Below are 18,190 nucleotides of genomic sequence, written 5' to 3'. Positions count from 1 at the left end.
AAAAAAGCCCCTATTAAAACAGGGGCTTTTATACTAAGTCATAGTGCCGGGCACTATAGCCGTCAAGCAAAAGTACATTGCCCGACGACCTGGCTTATTAGCCATTCCCTAAAACAAACTTTTTATTGACTGGCGTTATTTTAAAATCATCTTTAACACCCGTTACCGTGATTGTAACATCTGTCCTGACAATTTTATTCTCGTCAGCCAATGCTTGGCTCGAATAATTATCACTTGCGATAGCAAAACTATAGCTGGTGCCACTTAGCCGTTTCAGATCAATCGCGGAACCTACATTAGTTACCGCTCCACTTATATCTTTGACACTTGCATCACCTAACGTATATGTCAACTCCCCTGCAATTTTATTACCGTGATTATCGTATAACGGTAGCGCCTCTACAGTGACATAATTTCTCTTGTAGGAGTCATTAGCGAACCTTGAATATACAATCGGTTGACTCACCGCTATTATTGGTGTGTCTTGCGCTGCATTCCATGCGCCCGGCGTTATTGTCACCGTTGTTGTCAGCCCCTCTAACGCGACACCGGAAGACAATACGGTAATATTGGCAACACCAGTCTTGGTACCATTAATACTTGCGGTATAAGTACCATTGTTATTGTCAACAACCGCCGTTATCTCGGTGTTCGCCAGATCGGCAACAAACTCAAGATCCAGACCAGTGATTGCGTCACCGTACTCATCCTTGGCCGTCAGGGTGATAGTAGAACCCGTACGGTCATCGGCATTGATACTGGCTTTGCTTGCAATCAACCCCGATTGGGCCGTGCCTACTGCTCTTGGTGTTAACGTGACGGAGCCTGTCACACCTAATGCGTTTCCACCTACTTTAACCCCCAGTGTTGCAGTACCCGCAGCCTTACCTGCTGTCAACGTCGCGGTATACACCCCGTTTTTGCCCTCAGTTACACTACCTATGCTACCCAGCGTAGTGCTAAAGGTCACGGTCTGGCCGGTGACTGGATTATCGTTGCTGTCTTTCAGCGTCAACGTAATCACCGTGGCGTCTGTCCCGTTCGCCTCAATACTGGCGGAGGCCGTCTCCAGGCTGGAGTTTTCAGCAACCACATCCCCTGCCACGAAGCTCAGATCGGTGCTGCTGGTCACGCCGCCCACCTCTGCTTCCACCTTGACGCTGCCCGCTTTGTCGCTGGTTACCGGCAGAGCGGCAATGCCGTTCTCGTCGGTGGTCACCGTCTGCTGACGGGTCGAACCGTCCGGGTTGGTCACGGTAAAGGTGACGTCAACGCCCGGCAGTGGGTTGCCCTTGGCGTCTTTCACCGGCAACTGCACGGTATTCACGTCGGTGCCGTTGGCGGTGGTGTTACCCGCGTTACCGGTCAGGCCGTTCTCGTCGATGGTCGCGGTGCTGCTGTCGGCCACGAAGCTCAGTTCGGTGCTGCTGGTGACGCCGCCCACTTCTGCTTCCACTTTCACGCTGCCCGCCTTATCGCTGCTCACCGGCAGAGCGGCGATGCCGTTCTCGTCGGTGGTCACGGTCTGCTGACGGGTAGAGCCGTCCGGGTTGGTCACGGTAAAGGTGACGTCAAAGCCCGGGATCGGGTTGCCCTGCGCGTCCTTCACTGGCAACTGCACGAGGTTCACATCGCTGCCGTTGGCCAGGGTGTTACCCGCTTCTGCCGTCAGCCCGTTCTCGTCGATCTTGGCCGTGCTGCTGTCAGCCACGAAGCTCAGATCGGTGCTGCTGGTCACGCCGCCCACCTCTGCTTCCACCTTGACGCTGCCTGCTTTATCGCTGGTTACCGGCAGAGCGGCGATGCCGTTCTCGTCGGTGGTCACCGTCTGCTGACGGGTGCTGCCGTCCGGGTTGGTCACGGTAAAGGTGACATCAAAGCCCGGGATCGGGTTGCCCTGCGCGTCTTTTACCGGCAACTGCACGAGGTTCACATCGCTGCCGTTGGCCAGGGTGTTACCCGCTTTGCCGGTCAGCCCGCTCTCGTCGATCTTGGCCGTACTGTTGTCGGCCACGAAGCTCAGCTCGGTGCTGCTGGTCACGCCGCCGACTTCTGCTTCTACCTTGACGCTGCCTGCTTTATCGCTGGTTACCGGCAGAGCGGCGATGCCGTTCTCGTCGGTGGTCACCGTCTGCTGACGGGTGCTGCCGTCCGGGTTAGTCACGGTAAAGGTGACGTCAACGCCCGGCAGTGGGTTGCCCTTGGCGTCTTTCACCGGCAACTGCACGGTGTTCACGTCGGTGCCGTTGGCGGTGGTGTTACCCGCGTTACCGGTCAGGCCGTTCTCGTCGATCTTGGCCGTGCTGCTGTCAGCCACGAAGCTCAGCTCGGTGCTGCTGGTCACGCCGCCCACCTCTGCTTCCACCTTCACGCTGCCTGCTTTGTCACTGGTGACAGGCAGAGCGGCGATGCCGTTCTCGTCGGTGGTCACCGTCTGCTGACGGGTAGAGCCGTCCGGGTTGGTCACGGTAAAGGTGACGTCAACGCCCGGCAGTGGGTTGCCCTTGGCGTCTTTCACCGGCAACTGCACGGTGTTGACATCGCTGCCGTTGGCCACGGTGTTACCCGCTTTGCCGGTCAGCCCGTTCTCGTCGATGGTCGCGGTGCTGCTGTCGGCCACGAAGCTCAGCTCGGTGCTGCTGGTCACGCCGCCCACCTCTGCTTCCACCTTCACGCTGCCCGCTTTGTCGCTGGTTACCGGCAGAGCGGCGATGCCGTTCTCGTCGGTGGTCACGGTCTGCTGACGGGTCGAACCGTCCGGGTTAGTCACGGTAAAGGTGACGTCAAAGCCCGGCACTGGGTTACCCTGCGCGTCCTTCACTGGCAACTGCACGAGGTTCACATCGGTGCCGTTGGCCAGGGTGTTACCCGCTTCTGCCGTCAGCCCGTTCTCGTCGATCTTGGCCGTGCTGTTGTCGGCCACGAAGCTCAGCTCGGTGCTGCTGGTCACGCCGCCCACCTCTGCTTCTACCTTGACGCTGCCTGCTTTATCGCTGGTTACCGGCAGAGCGGCAATGCCGTTCTCGTCGGTGGTCACCGTCTGCTGACGGGTACTGCCGTCCGGATCGGTCACGGTAAAGGTGACGTCAAAGCCCGGCACTGGGTTACCCTGCGCGTCCTTCACTGGCAACTGCACGGTGTTCACGTCGGTGCCGTTGGCGGTGGTGTTACCCGCGTTACCGGTCAGGCCGTTCTCGTCGATGGTCGCGGTGCTGCTGTCGGCCACGAAGCTCAGTTCGGTGCTGCTGGTGACGCCGCCCACTTCTGCTTCCACTTTCACGCTGCCTGCTTTGTCGCTGGTGACAGGCAGAGCGGCGATGCCGTTCTCGTCGGTGGTCACCGTCTGCTGACGGGTAGAGCCGTCCGGGTTGGTCACGGTAAAGGTGACGTCAACGCCCGGCAGTGGGTTGCCCTTGGCGTCTTTCACCGGCAACTGCACGGTGTTGACATCGCTGCCGTTGGCCAGGGTGTTACCCGCTTTGCCGGTCAGCCCGTTCTCGTCGATGGTCGCGGTGCTGCTGTCGGCCACGAAGCTCAGTTCGGTGCTGCTGGTGACGCCGCCCACCTCTGCTTCCACCTTCACGCTGCCCGCTTTGTCGCTGGTTACCGGCAGAGCGGCAATGCCGTTCTCGTCGGTGGTCACCGTCTGCTGACGGGTCGAACCGTCCGGGTTGGTCACGGTAAAGGTGACGTCAACGCCCGGCAGTGGGTTGCCCTTGGCGTCTTTCACCGGCAACTGCACGGTGTTGACATCGCTGCCGTTGGCCAGGGTGTTACCCGCTTTGCCGGTCAGCCCGTTCTCATCGATCTTGGCCGTGCTGCTGTCGGCCACGAAGCTCAGCTCGGTGCTGCTGGTCACGCCGCCGACTTCTGCTTCTACCTTGACGCTGCCTGCTTTATCGCTGGTTACCGGCAGAGCGGCAATGCCGTTCTCGTCGGTGGTCACCGTCTGCTGACGGGTACTGCCGTCCGGGTTGGTCACGGTAAAGGTGACGTCAACGCCCGGCAGTGGGTTGCCCTTGGCGTCTTTCACCGGCAACTGCACGGTATTCACGTCGGTGCCGTTGGCGGTGGTGTTACCCGCGTTACCGGTCAGGCCGTTCTCGTCGATGGTCGCGGTGCTGCTGTCGGCCACGAAGCTCAGTTCGGTGCTGCTGGTGACGCCGCCCACTTCTGCTTCCACTTTCACGCTGCCTGCTTTGTCACTGGTGACAGGCAGAGCGGCGATGCCGTTCTCGTCGGTGGTCACCGTCTGCTGACGGGTACTGCCGTCCGGATCGGTCACGGTAAAGGTGACGTCAACGCCCGGCAGTGGGTTGCCCTTGGCGTCTTTCACCGGCAACTGCACGGTGTTCACGTCGGTGCCGTTGGCGGTGGTGTTACCCGCGTTACCGGTCAGGCCGTTCTCGTCGATGGTCGCGGTGCTGCTGTCGGCCACGAAGCTCAGTTCGGTGCTGCTGGTGACGCCGCCCACTTCTGCTTCCACTTTCACGCTGCCTGCTTTGTCGCTGGTGACAGGCAGAGCGGCGATGCCGTTCTCGTCGGTGGTCACCGTCTGCTGACGGGTAGAGCCGTCCGGGTTGGTCACGGTAAAGGTGACGTCAACGCCCGGCAGTGGGTTGCCCTTGGCGTCTTTCACCGGCAACTGCACGGTGTTCACGTCGGTGCCGTTGGCGGTGGTGTTACCCGCTTTGCCGGTCAGGCCGTTCTCGTCGATGGTCGCGGTGCTGCTGTCGGCCACGAAGCTCAGTTCGGTGCTGCTGGTGACGCCGCCCACTTCTGCTTCCACTTTCACGCTGCCTGCTTTGTCACTGGTGACAGGCAGAGCGGCGATGCCGTTCTCGTCGGTGGTCACGGTCTGCTGACGGGTCGAACCGTCCGGGTTGGTCACGGTAAAGGTGACGTCAACGCCCGGCAGTGGGTTGCCCTTGGCGTCTTTCACCGGCAACTGCACGGTGTTGACATCGCTGCCGTTGGCCAGGGTGTTACCCGCTTTGCCGGTCAGGCCGTTCTCGTCGATGGTCGCGGTGCTGCTGTCGGCCACGAAGCTCAGTTCGGTGCTGCTGGTGACGCCGCCCACTTCTGCTTCCACTTTCACGCTGCCTGCTTTGTCACTGGTGACAGGCAGAGCGGCGATGCCGTTCTCGTCGGTGGTCACCGTCTGCTGACGGGTACTGCCGTCCGGATCGGTCACGGTAAAGGTGACGTCAACGCCCGGCAGTGGGTTGCCCTTGGCGTCTTTCACCGGCAACTGCACGGTGTTCACGTCGGTGCCGTTGGCGGTGGTGTTACCCGCGTTACCGGTCAGGCCGTTCTCGTCGATAGTCGCGGTGCTGCTGTCGGCCACGAAGCTCAGTTCGGTGCTGCTGGTGACGCCGCCCACTTCTGCTTCCACTTTCACGCTGCCTGCTTTGTCGCTGGTGACAGGCAGAGCGGCGATGCCGTTCTCGTCGGTGGTCACCGTCTGCTGACGGGTAGAGCCGTCCGGGTTGGTCACGGTAAAGGTGACGTCAACGCCCGGCAGTGGGTTGCCCTTGGCGTCTTTCACCGGCAACTGCACGGTGTTCACGTCGGTGCCGTTGGCGGTGGTGTTACCCGCTTTGCCGGTCAGGCCGTTCTCGTCGATGGTCGCGGTGCTGCTGTCGGCCACGAAGCTCAGTTCGGTGCTGCTGGTGACGCCGCCCACTTCTGCTTCCACTTTCACGCTGCCTGCTTTGTCACTGGTGACAGGCAGAGCGGCGATGCCGTTCTCGTCGGTGGTCACCGTCTGCTGACGGGTAGAGCCGTCCGGGTTGGTCACGGTAAAGGTGACGTCAACGCCCGGCAGTGGGTTGCCCTTGGCGTCTTTCACCGGCAACTGCACGGTGTTCACGTCGGTGCCGTTGGCGGTGGTGTTACCCGCGTTACCGGTCAGGCCGTTCTCGTCGATGGTCGCGGTGCTGCCGTCGGCCACGAAGCTCAGCTCGGTGCTGCTGGTCACGCCGCCGACTTCTGCTTCTACCTTGACGCTGCCTGCTTTATCGCTGGTTACCGGCAGAGCGGCAATGCCGTTCTCGTCGGTGGTCACCGTCTGCTGACGGGTCGAACCGTCCGGATCGGTCACGGTAAAGGTGACGTCAAAGCCCGGCACTGGGTTACCCTGCGCGTCCTTCACCGGCAACTGCACGAGGTTCACATCGTTGCCGTTGGCCACGGTGTTACCCGCTTCTGCCGTCAGCCCGTTCTCGTCGATCTTGGCCGTGCTGTTGTCAGCCACGAAGCTCAGCTCGGTGCTGCTGGTCACACCGCCGACTTCTGCTTCTACCTTGACGCTGCCTGCCTTGTCGCTGGTTACCGGCAGAGCGGCAATGCCGTTCTCGTCGGTGGTCACCGTCTGCTGACGGGTGCTGCCGTCCGGGTTGGTCACGGTAAAGGTGACATCAAAGCCCGGCAGCGGGTTACCCTGCGCGTCTTTCACCGGCAACTGTACGAGATTCACATCGCTGCCGTTGGCCACGGTGCTGCCTGACTTGCCCGACAGGCCGTTCTCGTCGATCTTGGCCGAGGCATTGTCAGCCACGAAGCTCAGCTCGGTGCTGCTGGTCACGCCGCCCACCTCTGCTTCCACCTTCACGCTGCCCGCTTTGTCGCTGGTCACCGGCAGAGAGGCGATGCCGTTCTCGTCGGTGGTCACCGTCTGCTGACGGGTGCTGCCATCCGGGTTGGTCACAGTAAAGGTGACATCGAAGCCCGGCACTGGGTTGCCCTGTGCGTCTTTCACCGGCAACTGCACGGTGTTGACATCGCTGCCGTTGGCCAAGGTATTACCCAGCTTGCCGGTCAGCCCGTTCTCGTCGATCTTGGCCGAGGCATTGTCTGCCGATAACGTTACGGAAGCCTCTTTCACTGCTATCGCTGACCCGGATACGCTTGCCGTGATCTTCACTACACCCACGCTGCTGCCAGCAGTGAACGTGGCAAGATAGACACCTGGGCGATCTTTGGATTCGCTTACCTCACCTATGGCATGAGCAATGGGGTGTACTGTGGCAGAAGCAGGACTGATTTTGCTTGCCGCTGATGGCGGTTGGAATTGGCTGTTCAGCGTAATCTGCCCGGCGATCCCACTGATTGGACGACCGCTGCCATCCTTCAGTGACAATTCTACTTGCGTTGTAGAGCGACCATCTGCAGGCAAACGCGCATTTTTAATGTTCAGATTAGAGGTTGCTGCAATACCAAAACCGGTAACTACGACTTCCCCTTGAGCAGGCTCAGAACGGTTACCCGATTTATCGATGACGGTCACGCTGATAGGATAGTTGTTATTTTCCAACAGGTTATACGATGGCAACACGGCCTGCCACCCCTGACCATTAGGGATGATTTTCCCGCCAGCGGCGGTAAACAGGTCTGCTTTCCACTCAAATGAAGCAACACCATGCTTACTGGTGACGGTGATCGGTAACTCAATAGTTTGGCCGGAATCCCCCTGTAACAGCGGATCCATCACCACGCTCAGTAACTTCTGCTCACGATATTGCAGAACAATTTCATTATTGCGGTCTACCAGATCGTAGCGGCTGCCTGCCAGCGTACGTTTTGCCGCCATATTGGCCGGATCGAGCTGTTTTGACAGTTCGGTGCCGAAGGAATAATTGAGGGAAAGATTGAAACGAGTATCCTCCATACCGCTGGTTCCCTGTTTGTGGTCTACGCCGAAGCTAACCAAGGGCACAGGAGAATAATTCACACCGAAAGTGACGGCAGCAGGATCGGACTGGCGCTTATCTTTACCAAATAAACCGACGTCATCACCAAAATACTGCTCATAAACCAGCTTGCCACCCAATTGTGGCATCGATGGCAGATAGGCTTCTGTACGGATATCAAAGCCATTAGCGGCTTTTTCATCAAAACCGTCCAGATCGCGCGAGTTCTTCCAACCACTCACGCCAAAATAGCCGTTGGTAGCAATCCGCAGGTAATCACGTGCATATTCAGCACCAATACCGATGCGTGAGTGACTGCCTTGGATATCGCGATCCAGGAAGAGGTTATAGCCAAACATTTGCTGATCGATAAAATGACGTTGCCCTATGCCAGCGTTGAGCGTGAGGCGATCGTCAATATAGCGCGTACCCAGTTGGCTGAAGGTAAGCAGGCTTGGGGTATCTTGCAGGGGTAACAGAACGTCTAATTGGCTGCCTTTCAGATTAAGTTTGTCATCCAGGTTCAATTGTACTTTGGCAGTACCAAATTGATTCAGCCAGTTTTCAACGGCGTCATTCGCGGTACTGGTCGCAGCACCACGAGCGATAGATTCGGCCTGTTTGGTTGGATCGCCGCTGGCTAACACACCCGCCAAACGGCTTGCTGCCGTCGCAACCGCCTGTTCATCCTCAGTATGGGTATCTTTCGCCGCCATGACTGCCGGGGTATAGGCAATACTCATCGGGAAAACCACTTGGGTAACAATGTTAGCCCAAGCTAACAATGTGGCTATCCGAGATTTTTTAAATGCTCCAGCCTTGCGGCGTGAAGGTAAATCGTGCTTTTTCACTGCAACTACCTTATAGATAAATTGAAAAGACATACTTGCAGGAGGGGCCCAATGCATCAGGCTTACCTGTTTTCAAGTATTTAAAGGATGTTTAGCTTAATTAAAAATAATACTAATCATTAAGTTATAACTTGAGTGATAATGAAGATGTGACTCTTACATCAATAAAATGGATATCTTAATTAATTGCATATAATTGAAATTAACAAGTTAAATCAATGGAATGTAAAACATCAATAAAAAGATTAAGATCCTCCCTGCAAAAGATGATTTCGAGAATTAACTGTAAATGCTGATAGGTGAAATCATCGCAAGCAAGAACCTCGACCTTCCGTGATTAAATTAATGTCCAGCTTCAGTTTTCATGGGAAATATTCACTGCAGGATAATCATTGATCTTCTGACTATGATAACTTCATGGCTGTACTTTTCCCTGTTCATCTTGCCACCAAATTTTCACCATTGTATTGGGTATCTTAAAGAACGTAAATAAAGTAATTTTTATCGGTGATAACATAATTTCAATCGATAGCGATTCCAGTTATAGATTGAGTATTAACTTCCCCTATCACTGATAAAAATATATTGGCTTGTAATCGTTGTTGCGTGGGGCTATATTCTTCACGCACATGAGAGATACGTCTAAAAACTCAGCTGCATGTAGTACGTTTTCATTTATTCCATAATGTCTAATGTGGACAAAGGTAAATAGCGCTAAGCAGACTGCAAACAATCCTTTAATAAGGGTTTTTTTCACCCTGTTTGGTTTGAACAGGTAAATCAAAGCGATCCTTGATGACAAGGACGTCTGTTAGTTTTAATAATAAGGAAAGTCACAATGAAAAAGCTCCTTCTGTCTGTTGTTGCTACAGCTCTGCTGTCGGCCGGTATGGCACATGCCGCCAACGGCGTGAAAAAAGAAATTACCATCGTAGCTAACATCAACGATGCTATTTTTGTTTCTAAGCCAGACGGTAGCACCTGGTATGACAAAGAAGAATTGTTTGCCAAAGATTATACCCAGACTGAGTTTGCTTCTAACGATCTGCCAGTGCGTGTTTACACCACCGACAACGAAGTCAACGTATCTCTGGTTCAGCCACTGACCATCAACCGTGCTGATGGTGCCCAGTTGTCTAACGTAGTGGTCAGTTTTGCGGGTAAAACCGTCGTTCAGGGTACCCCGCTGAAAGTGATGCAAACCACTACTGCTCCAGGTGGATATGACAACACCTATACGCTGAAAATCGATGCCAAGGCGCCAACCAATGCGACCGGTAGCACCAATGGTTCATACCAGGGCGATCTGGTCATGTTGTTCGAGCCAAAGGCTTAATAACGTTATCCTCTTCATACGTCTAGTTGCCTCTGTGTTGACGGTTATTACTCGCCCATTCTTGGGGGGTACCGTGTGTCACCTTCATGTAACTCGAATTATTGTAGAGTAGATATCACAAAGCGCTAAATGACGCTTAATTGCTTAATAAACTTAGGGTTATCTCCGGATAACCCTAATAGCATACGACGAACGCCATCTTCTGTTTTTATAACGGAATCTTTCTGTATATCTAGTAAAAAAAATAGATAGGGTGTGGCTTGTTAATTATTAAAATCAAAAAATTAATAATAGGTTACTGGCCGTATTGTTGAGTCTCTATATATGGAATATAAGATGGGCAGAAGTATCCCAGGATGGGCAACAGGTTTATTATTATTGACTCCGTCAGCAGCCACTTATGCTGAGGGAGCTCAAATTGAATATCAGGTGCCCGCAGGTTTCTCTGAGGCCGAGCGGGATTCCTCCATGCAATTTCTCGCCACCCTCGACAGCACTCCTCTACCTGGCCCGGTCAGTTGGTCTGCCCAGCAAAATCGGCTCACTTTTGATGAGGCGCTTTATCGCCAAAATGGGATTTCAACCGAGCAGATCGAGCTACTGAACAAGGTACTGGCACAGATACCTTATGCGGTCTGCCCCAACGGCTGTGACTATACCATCAAGGGCCAAACCGTCTCGCTCGACAAGGTCAAGCAGTCACTAACTATCACCGATGGCAGCAAGCGTTACGTGCAGCCCCAGACCATGATGGGCTTCATCCACAACCAATCGCTGGATGTGCGCACCGCATCCAACGAGTACCGTGCTGTCTCCGCCTTCGGTCAGGGTTACCTTGGTCTGCCTTCACAGAGCTATGGCTACCTGAGCTGGTATTACAACGACAGCAAAAATTTCGATACTCGGACCATCGATCAGGGCGTAAGTACCTGGTATTTGCAGAAGAATTTCGCCAATACCTACCTGCGCAGTGGCCGTCAGGACAGCCGCGATACCGCCGCTGGCAGCGTCAGCACGTCACTCAACCCGAGCTTTGACCAGTTTGTCACCTTGGGCAGCCAGGACAACCTGAAGCGCGACAACCAGTCCGCCGGCAAGATGGTGCTGTTCGCTACCGCTGACGGTGACTACGAGTTCTATCGTGATGGCCGTCTTATCCGCCGTCTGCCAGCGGTGATCGGTCGTAACGAGATTGACTATAACCAGTTGCCCGGCGGCTTCTATAGCGTCGAGGTTCGATTGGTCAATCGCAGCGGCCAAGTGGTGAGCAGTGAGAACCAACAGATTGCCAATATCAATTACGGCGGCAGCACTGGCTGGTATGTCACGCTGGGTAAAGAGCTTGATACAGAGAAAAGCCTCCTCAGCGCAGGGGCCAGCTTTCAGACCAACTGGTTTGCGGCCAGCAGCGCACTGCTAAAAGGGACCGGCAACCGTTGGGCGATGGAACATAACCTCACCCGACCAATGCAAGTCGCGGACATGGAAGTGACGCCGACCGTGGGCGTGATGGCCGGGGAAAAACGCGTTGGTGGCTACGCCAGCCTGAGCGCAGGCAACCAGCAATTGGGGTACCTGACCGCCTCGCAGTACCAGAATACCGCGGTGTCCGAGTTCTACCCGGCCAACAACAGCACCGCATTTGGCTATAGCCGCCAGTTCGGCCCGACCCGCCTGGGCTACAACTACAGCCGCTATAGCAACAGCGAACGACATCAGTTGCAGAGCACCTGGAACTGGCGTGGCAACGGGGTTTGGGCGGTGATCGCCATGGGTGTGCAGAAAGGTGGTTATGACAACAGCAGCAACAATTACGGGCTGTACCTGAATACCACCATCATGCTGGACCGCAATACCGGCACCCTGAACGCCGCCTATAACAACGGCAAACTCTATACCGGTGGGAGTTACGCCCGTGAATTTGAGGACAGCACCGGTACCACCACCGCCGGTATTGATTTCAGTGACGTTGGCCGCACCAATGCGGTTGGCTTGAATGCCCGCCGCAACGGCACCCGTGGGGATGCTTCTTTACGCGTTGGGGTCGACGACCATATCACCAGTGGCAGCTTCAACTACAACGGCATGTTTGCCGCAAGCCAGGATGGATTTGCCTTGGGGCGCACCAGCCCGAGTGGTGCCGCCATGCTGGTTCGTACCCCGAAACTGGGTGACGCGAAATATGGCTTCAAGGTGGAAGGCAACCCGGTTGGTGGTGGCGGTACTTATGCGGTGCCATTGGCCAGCTATCAGGACGTGACTTTTGCCCAGGCGCAGTCGGTAGATGCAGACATGGACATGAATATCCGTCTGCCCGCCAACGTAGTACGCGCCCACCCTGGGCAGGTGTATCCGGTGCAAGCCGAGGTGGAAATGAACCTGCTGTATAACGGCTTCCTAGTCAATAACCATGGAGGGCCGGTGAGCGGCACGGTAAGCGAGACAGGTGATACGGTCTACCCGAATGGCCTGTTCTCACTGGCGTCCACGACGTTGATTAAAGAAATCACCGTGACCGGTAAGCAGGGGCGATACCGCTGCGACATGAGCAAACCAAAAGATAAACGCTATCTCTGTATAGCAGGTTGAAACGGATATCCCTGAGGATGTCGCCTGCGGGAACAGCGAAGAATTGATGAGAATGAATAAGGAAAACCATGATTAAACAATTGCAGTCTGGGGTGGTAGTCAGCCTTCTGGCTCTAAGTTACCTGGCCCATGCTGATGGCCAACTGATGGTAATGCCAGCGCGTAGCACCGTCGAAGGGCAGCAACCCCGTACCGTACAGGTCAGCAACCTCGGCGATAAACCACTTTATCTGAAGGTGGATCTGATGCGTGTCGAGAACCCTGGTGAGACCCCAGAGCGCAAGACAGCCATTGGTGATATCACCGTCCCTGAGATGATGGCCAGCCCGGCCAAACTGACGCTGGGGCCGGGCCAGAAACGCGATATCAATCTGGTCGCGTTGAAAGCCCCTGTCAGAGAGACGCTCTACCGGCTGTATATCGTCCCGGTGTCCAGCATCAAGGTGGTAGGAGATGAAAACAAAGAAAAAATCAGCGCCCCACTGACCTTCGGTGTGGCTTATGGCGTCTTAGTCCATCACTTGCCTTCTTCAGGGGGACAGACCAGGGCCTGGAGCCATCAATGTACTGTAGGCGGTCTGCAACTGACATCCAATGGTAGCGTGCACTCGTTGTTCAAGCAGTTGCAAGCGACCCCGGCAAACAATATGGCAAAGGAACAAAAAGTGTTCCCAGGCACACCATTGGTGTTCCCGGTAAAAAACCTGAAAGGAAATGCCGATGGCCAGCCGTTTGACATCCGTTGCCCGTGAGGTCACAGCACTACTGCTGTGCTTCCTCCCTTTTGGGGTGGCACAGGCACTGATTGATATCAGCCCGAAAATTGTTGAGATGCAGGGGGAACAGGCGGAGGTACAGGTCAGCAACACCGGCGATTCGCCGGAATTTGTTGGCATCACTCTGTTTGAGATCGGTAATCCCGGCGTGCCTATCGATGAGGAGCAGTTGATACCTCTGGGGATGAGCAAAGATCCTTATCTGTATGCTGCACCATTCAAACTCTCGCTGGGACCACGCCAGCAGAAACCGGTGCAGTTAACGGCGCTAAAAACGCCGGAAAGAGAGAGGGTGTACCGCCTGGCGGTTATTCCCCAGCAAAAAGCCAGCATTAGCGGTACCCGAGACAATGTAATGTTGGTCAGCCTGGGGTTTAACGGCCTGGTACGCCAGTTGCCGGTTAAGCAGGTTGCTACCTGGCAGCACAGTTGTGAAGCCAGCAGTCTACAGTTGCAGGCCACCGGCACGGTGCGAGTAGCATTCAGCGAACTGAAGCTGAATGGCCAAGCCGTGGATGATTTTAATGTCTACCCCGGCACACCAAGGCAAATGGCAGGGAGCACATTGAGTGGTAATGTGCAGAACAAGCCCTTCAGCCTTCAGTGCAGCAAATGAGAGCAGATAATAAAGGGATGAACAGCATGAAGTTATGGCAGCAGGCAATAATGGCAGTCTTACTGCTGACAGGGAGCACGGTAAATGCTGCTGACACCGCGCTGGGCAGCGTGCCCATCAGCATTACCCTCACCAATCTGGTTCAGATCACGGTAGAGAAACCCGGCGGTGGTTGGTATGACACGTTAACACTCAGCAACAGCGTGGGCAGTGACATCACGCGCTATCAGGCTCAGGTACCGGTTCAGGTCAGCATCCGCAATGGGCAAGACTTTAGGGTCTCACTGGTTAATCCGCTGATACTGACTCATGAAACCGACGCAGCTCTGTCTTTTACCACCGAACAAGTAGGGCTTGGCAGCAACGCAACCACGCTAAAACCACTGAGTGCTACGCCGGTAGATTTCAGCAATCCTACACAGGTGGGAGGCATCTCGACGGGCAGCTATCTGCTTTCCGTCTCCGCCCGCCAACCTACAGGTGTGCTGGGGAAGATATCGGGCAATTATGTCGGTAAACTGATAATGATGTTTGAAGTTAAAGTTTAAGAAAAACTAGAACGCCCTTGTGAATACAGCAATGGCGTGAGTTGAAAAAATCAATTGGAAGTTTACGCGCTAATCGCGAGAGAGATATGAAGATAATAGTAAATTTATCGCGTTTGATGGCTTGCTCTCTGCTGGCATTAAGCACACACGTAATGGCAACTCAATATAACCAAAATATCACCAATTGCTCTGTTACCAAATTAGGAACTAATAAGTTTCAGGCAAAATTCACCTACGTGGTGACCCCCGTGGCAGGGGGGAGTGTGACTACTCGGAGTAACTTTTATGTCGAAGTGCCAACCACATTGGGTACAAATTTAATCGTTCATCCACAAAACAGCTCTACTAGCACTTTTAGTAATGTGGTTGCCAATGCTAACTTAGGTTACAATATCGGCACTCGTGCATTGAGTTTTTACGGTGTTCCGAGCGCTAACGTAATTATGTTCAGTTCGTTTATTTCCATAGATTTTACTACGGACACTGCGGGGGCATACCCGGGTTTACGTGCTCGCCTCACAACCGAAAACATGAGCGGCGCAGGGCAGAGTGGCGGTGCTCAGACCAGTGTTATTTATATTGCGGCTAATGGATGCCAGCTTTCTATAGCGAATATTCCCAAGCCTGAAGATGTCGATATCCCTGAGCCAGCATTCAGCATGAGTTCGGCGGTGTGGCAGATGAATACCCTTGATGTAAGCAACTTACCCGATATTTCGGCAAGTGGAAACGGTTATGCGGCATCGATTAGTAATATCGCCAGTAATAATCTGTGTATCAACTATGTAACGGCAGGGGTAAAAAATAAAACCTACGCGTTGAGTGTAACAAACACCGCAAGCATGCAAAGTGGACGTAGTTTATTTACCCTACAAGGCACTGCTAGCCAGTTGTTTTATAACCTGCAGTTGGCCAGCAACGACGGAGTGACGGCAAACGACTTCAGTTTCCCGACAGCAAGTACTAAATACATCACATTGACGCAGACTGCCAGTAGCACTCCTGACCGTAGCCAGATGTGTTGGACGCCAAAGATCAACCTGTTTAAAAACGCGGCGACTAAGGAAGGGATGCACACGGGTAGCGTAAATTTTGTCATCAGCCCTAAAGCATAATTCAATATTCACTTTATCTAGTTTTTATTGATTATTAACAAACCCCAGATGGGGAAGCGGAACGATTTATCCTCAAGTCACTTCAAGTTGCGGCTAGTCGCCACCGCGGCAACTTGAAGGACGACGGGTAAAGCCATTGATTACTCAACCTCCCCGGACCAAGGATAGATCTTACATTCCCATTGCAGTTTATCTATCATGGTCCTGGCATGCATCGTCAACGGTAAACGATGAGAATAGATAAAACTGTAGGACGCATCGGGTAATTGCTCTTCGATCGGTATTATGCACAACTGCTGGCTTAGATAAGGTACCCGAAGCATCTCTTTCGCGGCCACGGTCAAAAAGCCAGCATTCATCACCATCTGCAACGTGATGGCCGCCGTGTCCCCCCGAATAATAGTCTGTGAGTTCTCTTCACCTTCTGGGAACAGCAGTGCATCAAGTTCACCGAAGTAACCTATTTTCGCTGTGGGTAAATACCATTTGGCCTGTTTGAGCTGGCTCAGCGAGGTGCTCTTGGCCAATGGATGATCTCGGTGTGCCACCACGGCAAAAGGAGTGGTAAAGAATGGCTCTTCAATAAATTCGCTAGCCAGGATCGTTTCCGGCGACGTTGCACCGATGACGAAGTCTAATTCTCCCCCTCGCAGGGCAGGTAATAGCTCAGAAATTTGGCCTTCCGTAAGATTAATGTTGACCTGCGGAAAGCGTTTATTAAAACGCTGGATTGCCGCTGGCAACATGGTAAAAAAGGGTAACGACGAACTCCCCAACTCAATGGTTCCCTGAGAGGTGGCACTAAGCTGCTTTGCTTCATTGACTGCGCGCTCCAGCTCTTTCAGCACCAATTGAACTCGCGGCTCAAAAAGTTTACCTGCTTCGGTCAGTACCACCCCACGCGGTCCACGCATCAGAAGTGGAGTGCCTAACATTTTCTCAAGTTCATTCATTGATTGTGTCAATGCAGGCTGAGTCTGATGCAGGGCTTTGGCTGCAGCCCGAAAACTCCCGTGTTCGATAATCGACTGGAACACTTTAAGCTGGTTAGGTTTGGGCAGATTTTTCATAACGATGATATCTGTTTCTCACTATATTATTGATTTTTATATTCCATTATAGGGACATAAAACCCTCTTAAGACAAAACCGATCAGGGAACGACGCTGCTATTAATTCGTTTTATCTTAGTTAAAAACAGGCAATAACAAGATAAAGCGAGATATTGATGGCTTATCCTGATGCCGCTATGGCAACGACCCACAAGATTGGTGGGTAATGTATTAAGGCATAGGCCGTTAATACATCAGTAACGAACTACCACCAGCATTATGCTGTTTTCCTTCCCTTTTATATCCATGAATTTATCTTACTTTACGACTCGATTTGCTATATCGCTTACAGACTAATTTGACCCAATACCCTCTCCCAAGGCGAGGCGCTCTTGTTATATTTTCTTTTCCCCATCAGATTCACCAAGGGGCATAATGAACGAACCCCCAGCTTGGCCAAGGCTGCACGTTTATGATGGCTTACTGTTCTGAAATTTAGTTTCAAGTCGTCAGCTATCTTTCTCGCGGTGTCACCATCCAGCAGCATGCGCAGAATCTCTAATTCACGCGGTGTAAGCATTGTGGAACGTTTTCCGAAACCTGACTCTTTATTCACGGTCGTGCTCAGCAATTCCCTACTTAACTCATCAATCGTTATTGCCTTATCCAGTATCATACTGACGTTTCTCAACCCACTAAAGTAACATTTTAGTGGGTTGACATCGGCTATATCACCTATCAGTATCACTTTGCTGTTGGGATGCATTTTCGGCAAACGCTCTCCAACAAGTTGCAACAGTGAGGTCAGGTTATAATCACGGTTACAGACCGTTAGGATGACTAAATTCACTACCGGCAAGATGTTTAAAGCGTCCTCGCATTCTGAAAAACTACCGCTACTGTCTACAATATCAAGAGAGACCGACAAATCCGTCTCTTTAATTAATGCCTCTAACCCTGCTCGCATAAAATTACAGGAGCATTGCAAAACGACTTTTTTCCTTCTCATTACTTCCTCATGGTTTTTGGGATATGACGCTTTTGGTAAGATTTTCTTCTTAAAACACCATACTCATTGCTACTATCATTACTCTAGCAGCTACGATATTTACCGGTGAGATTACCTTTCCCTGTAATGAAAGCCATCAGAATATTTTGCATTGCTAATAGCTTTAAGTTAAAGATGGTACCTCAGACATTAACAAGCGCAACCCTACCTTTATTTTCAGCAAGTATAGGATTTTACTTGGTCGTTGTGAAGGAAGTATTTTCTATCGGTGATAATTAAAAGTAATAAACTCACCGTATAACAAAAAACTTCAGGGATATTAAAAATAATTATAAATACGCCGTCGTTGTTTTATAAGGGTTTTATTGCTTTAAATAACTTATTTTTATCACCAATAGAAAAAACTATATTTACAGGGATTATATTTACCCCCTAAAGTACACCTCGTTGAAAGGCACATCACTTAAAAGAGAACATCATCTCTTTTCTTTATATAGGAAAGGTTTAATACAGCCTTCTTATTACTGATAAGTCTGTGAGAGATAATTCTATTTGGAAGAGGTGTCTCATATTATTCAACAACTAACGTACTTATTCACAGCGTCTTT

Annotated in this window: 9 protein-coding genes; 6 read left to right on the top strand and 3 right to left on the bottom strand. The window is 52.8% G+C overall.

Going from position 1 to position 18,190, the window contains the following annotated elements; translation table 11 throughout:
- Positions 1-97 precede the first annotated feature (97 nt).
- Positions 98-8,434, bottom strand: a complete 8,337-nt coding sequence (locus tag KGP21_RS02055) for an Ig-like domain-containing protein (protein WP_223537032.1) — start codon at positions 8,432-8,434, stop codon at positions 98-100.
- A gap of 946 nt (positions 8,435-9,380) precedes the next feature.
- On the opposite strand from KGP21_RS02055, the gene KGP21_RS02050 reads away from it, so the two are divergent.
- The 6 genes from KGP21_RS02050 to KGP21_RS02025 all read left to right on the top strand — a co-directional run bounded on the left by KGP21_RS02050 (position 9,381) and on the right by KGP21_RS02025 (position 15,522).
- Positions 9,381-9,878: a CS1 type fimbrial major subunit gene (locus KGP21_RS02050; protein ID WP_021808090.1), complete on the top strand. Its 498-nt coding sequence runs from the start codon at positions 9,381-9,383 to the stop codon at positions 9,876-9,878.
- Between the two features lie 468 nt (positions 9,879-10,346).
- Positions 10,347-12,467 carry a TcfC E-set like domain-containing protein gene (locus KGP21_RS02045; RefSeq protein WP_172413941.1) on the top strand — a complete coding sequence of 707 codons (2,121 nt, stop codon included), beginning with the start codon at positions 10,347-10,349 and terminating at the stop codon, positions 12,465-12,467.
- A gap of 71 nt (positions 12,468-12,538) precedes the next feature.
- Positions 12,539-13,219 carry a pilus assembly protein gene (locus KGP21_RS02040; RefSeq protein WP_094982076.1) on the top strand — a complete coding sequence of 227 codons (681 nt, stop codon included), beginning with the start codon at positions 12,539-12,541 and terminating at the stop codon, positions 13,217-13,219.
- Positions 13,188-13,859, top strand: coding sequence for a hypothetical protein (locus tag KGP21_RS02035; protein ID WP_094982073.1), 672 nt, complete (start codon positions 13,188-13,190; stop codon positions 13,857-13,859). Before KGP21_RS02040 ends, KGP21_RS02035 begins: the two co-directional genes overlap by 32 nt.
- Before the next feature lie 50 nt (positions 13,860-13,909).
- A complete protein-coding gene (locus KGP21_RS02030; protein WP_141234346.1) occupies positions 13,910-14,407 on the top strand; it encodes a hypothetical protein in 498 nt (165 codons plus the stop codon).
- 86 nt (positions 14,408-14,493) lie between these two features.
- Positions 14,494-15,522, top strand: a complete 1,029-nt coding sequence (locus KGP21_RS02025; protein WP_094982071.1) for a hypothetical protein — start codon at positions 14,494-14,496, stop codon at positions 15,520-15,522.
- 140 nt (positions 15,523-15,662) lie between these two features.
- On the opposite strand, the gene KGP21_RS02020 is transcribed toward KGP21_RS02025, so the two are convergent.
- Both KGP21_RS02020 and KGP21_RS02015 read right to left on the bottom strand, forming a co-directional pair.
- The gene (locus tag KGP21_RS02020) at positions 15,663-16,592 is read right to left on the bottom strand and encodes a LysR substrate-binding domain-containing protein (RefSeq protein ID WP_037376703.1); all 930 of its coding nucleotides are present in this window, start codon (positions 16,590-16,592) and stop codon (positions 15,663-15,665) included.
- Between the two features lie 327 nt (positions 16,593-16,919).
- Complete coding sequence (locus tag KGP21_RS02015; RefSeq protein WP_094982070.1) at positions 16,920-17,582, bottom strand: LuxR C-terminal-related transcriptional regulator; 663 nt, start codon at positions 17,580-17,582, stop codon at positions 16,920-16,922.
- Positions 17,583-18,190: the final 608 nt, after the last annotated feature.

It is taken from the genome of Serratia sp. JSRIV004, assembly GCF_019968705.1.
In the GTDB taxonomy this organism is placed as follows: domain Bacteria; phylum Pseudomonadota; class Gammaproteobacteria; order Enterobacterales; family Enterobacteriaceae; genus Chania; species Chania fonticola_B.
The sequence above is the reverse complement of the archived record's forward strand: the minus strand, read 5'-3'. Positions and strand labels throughout refer to the sequence as shown.

Excerpts from the sequence above, each read along its gene's own strand:
- KGP21_RS02050 (WP_021808090.1), top strand. The coding sequence starts at position 9,381 with ATGAAAAAGCTCCTTCTGTCTGTTGTTGCTACAGCTCTGCTGTCGGCC.
- KGP21_RS02015 (WP_094982070.1), bottom strand. The coding sequence starts at position 17,582 with ATGAGAAGGAAAAAAGTCGTTTTGCAATGCTCCTGTAATTTTATGCGA.
- KGP21_RS02045 (WP_172413941.1), top strand. The coding sequence starts at position 10,347 with ATGCAATTTCTCGCCACCCTCGACAGCACTCCTCTACCTGGCCCGGTC.
- KGP21_RS02025 (WP_094982071.1), top strand. The coding sequence starts at position 14,494 with ATGAAGATAATAGTAAATTTATCGCGTTTGATGGCTTGCTCTCTGCTG.
- KGP21_RS02035 (WP_094982073.1), top strand. The coding sequence starts at position 13,188 with ATGGCCAGCCGTTTGACATCCGTTGCCCGTGAGGTCACAGCACTACTG.
- KGP21_RS02055 (WP_223537032.1), bottom strand. The coding sequence starts at position 8,434 with ATGAGTATTGCCTATACCCCGGCAGTCATGGCGGCGAAAGATACCCAT.
- KGP21_RS02020 (WP_037376703.1), bottom strand. The coding sequence starts at position 16,592 with ATGAAAAATCTGCCCAAACCTAACCAGCTTAAAGTGTTCCAGTCGATT.
- KGP21_RS02030 (WP_141234346.1), top strand. The coding sequence starts at position 13,910 with ATGGCAGTCTTACTGCTGACAGGGAGCACGGTAAATGCTGCTGACACC.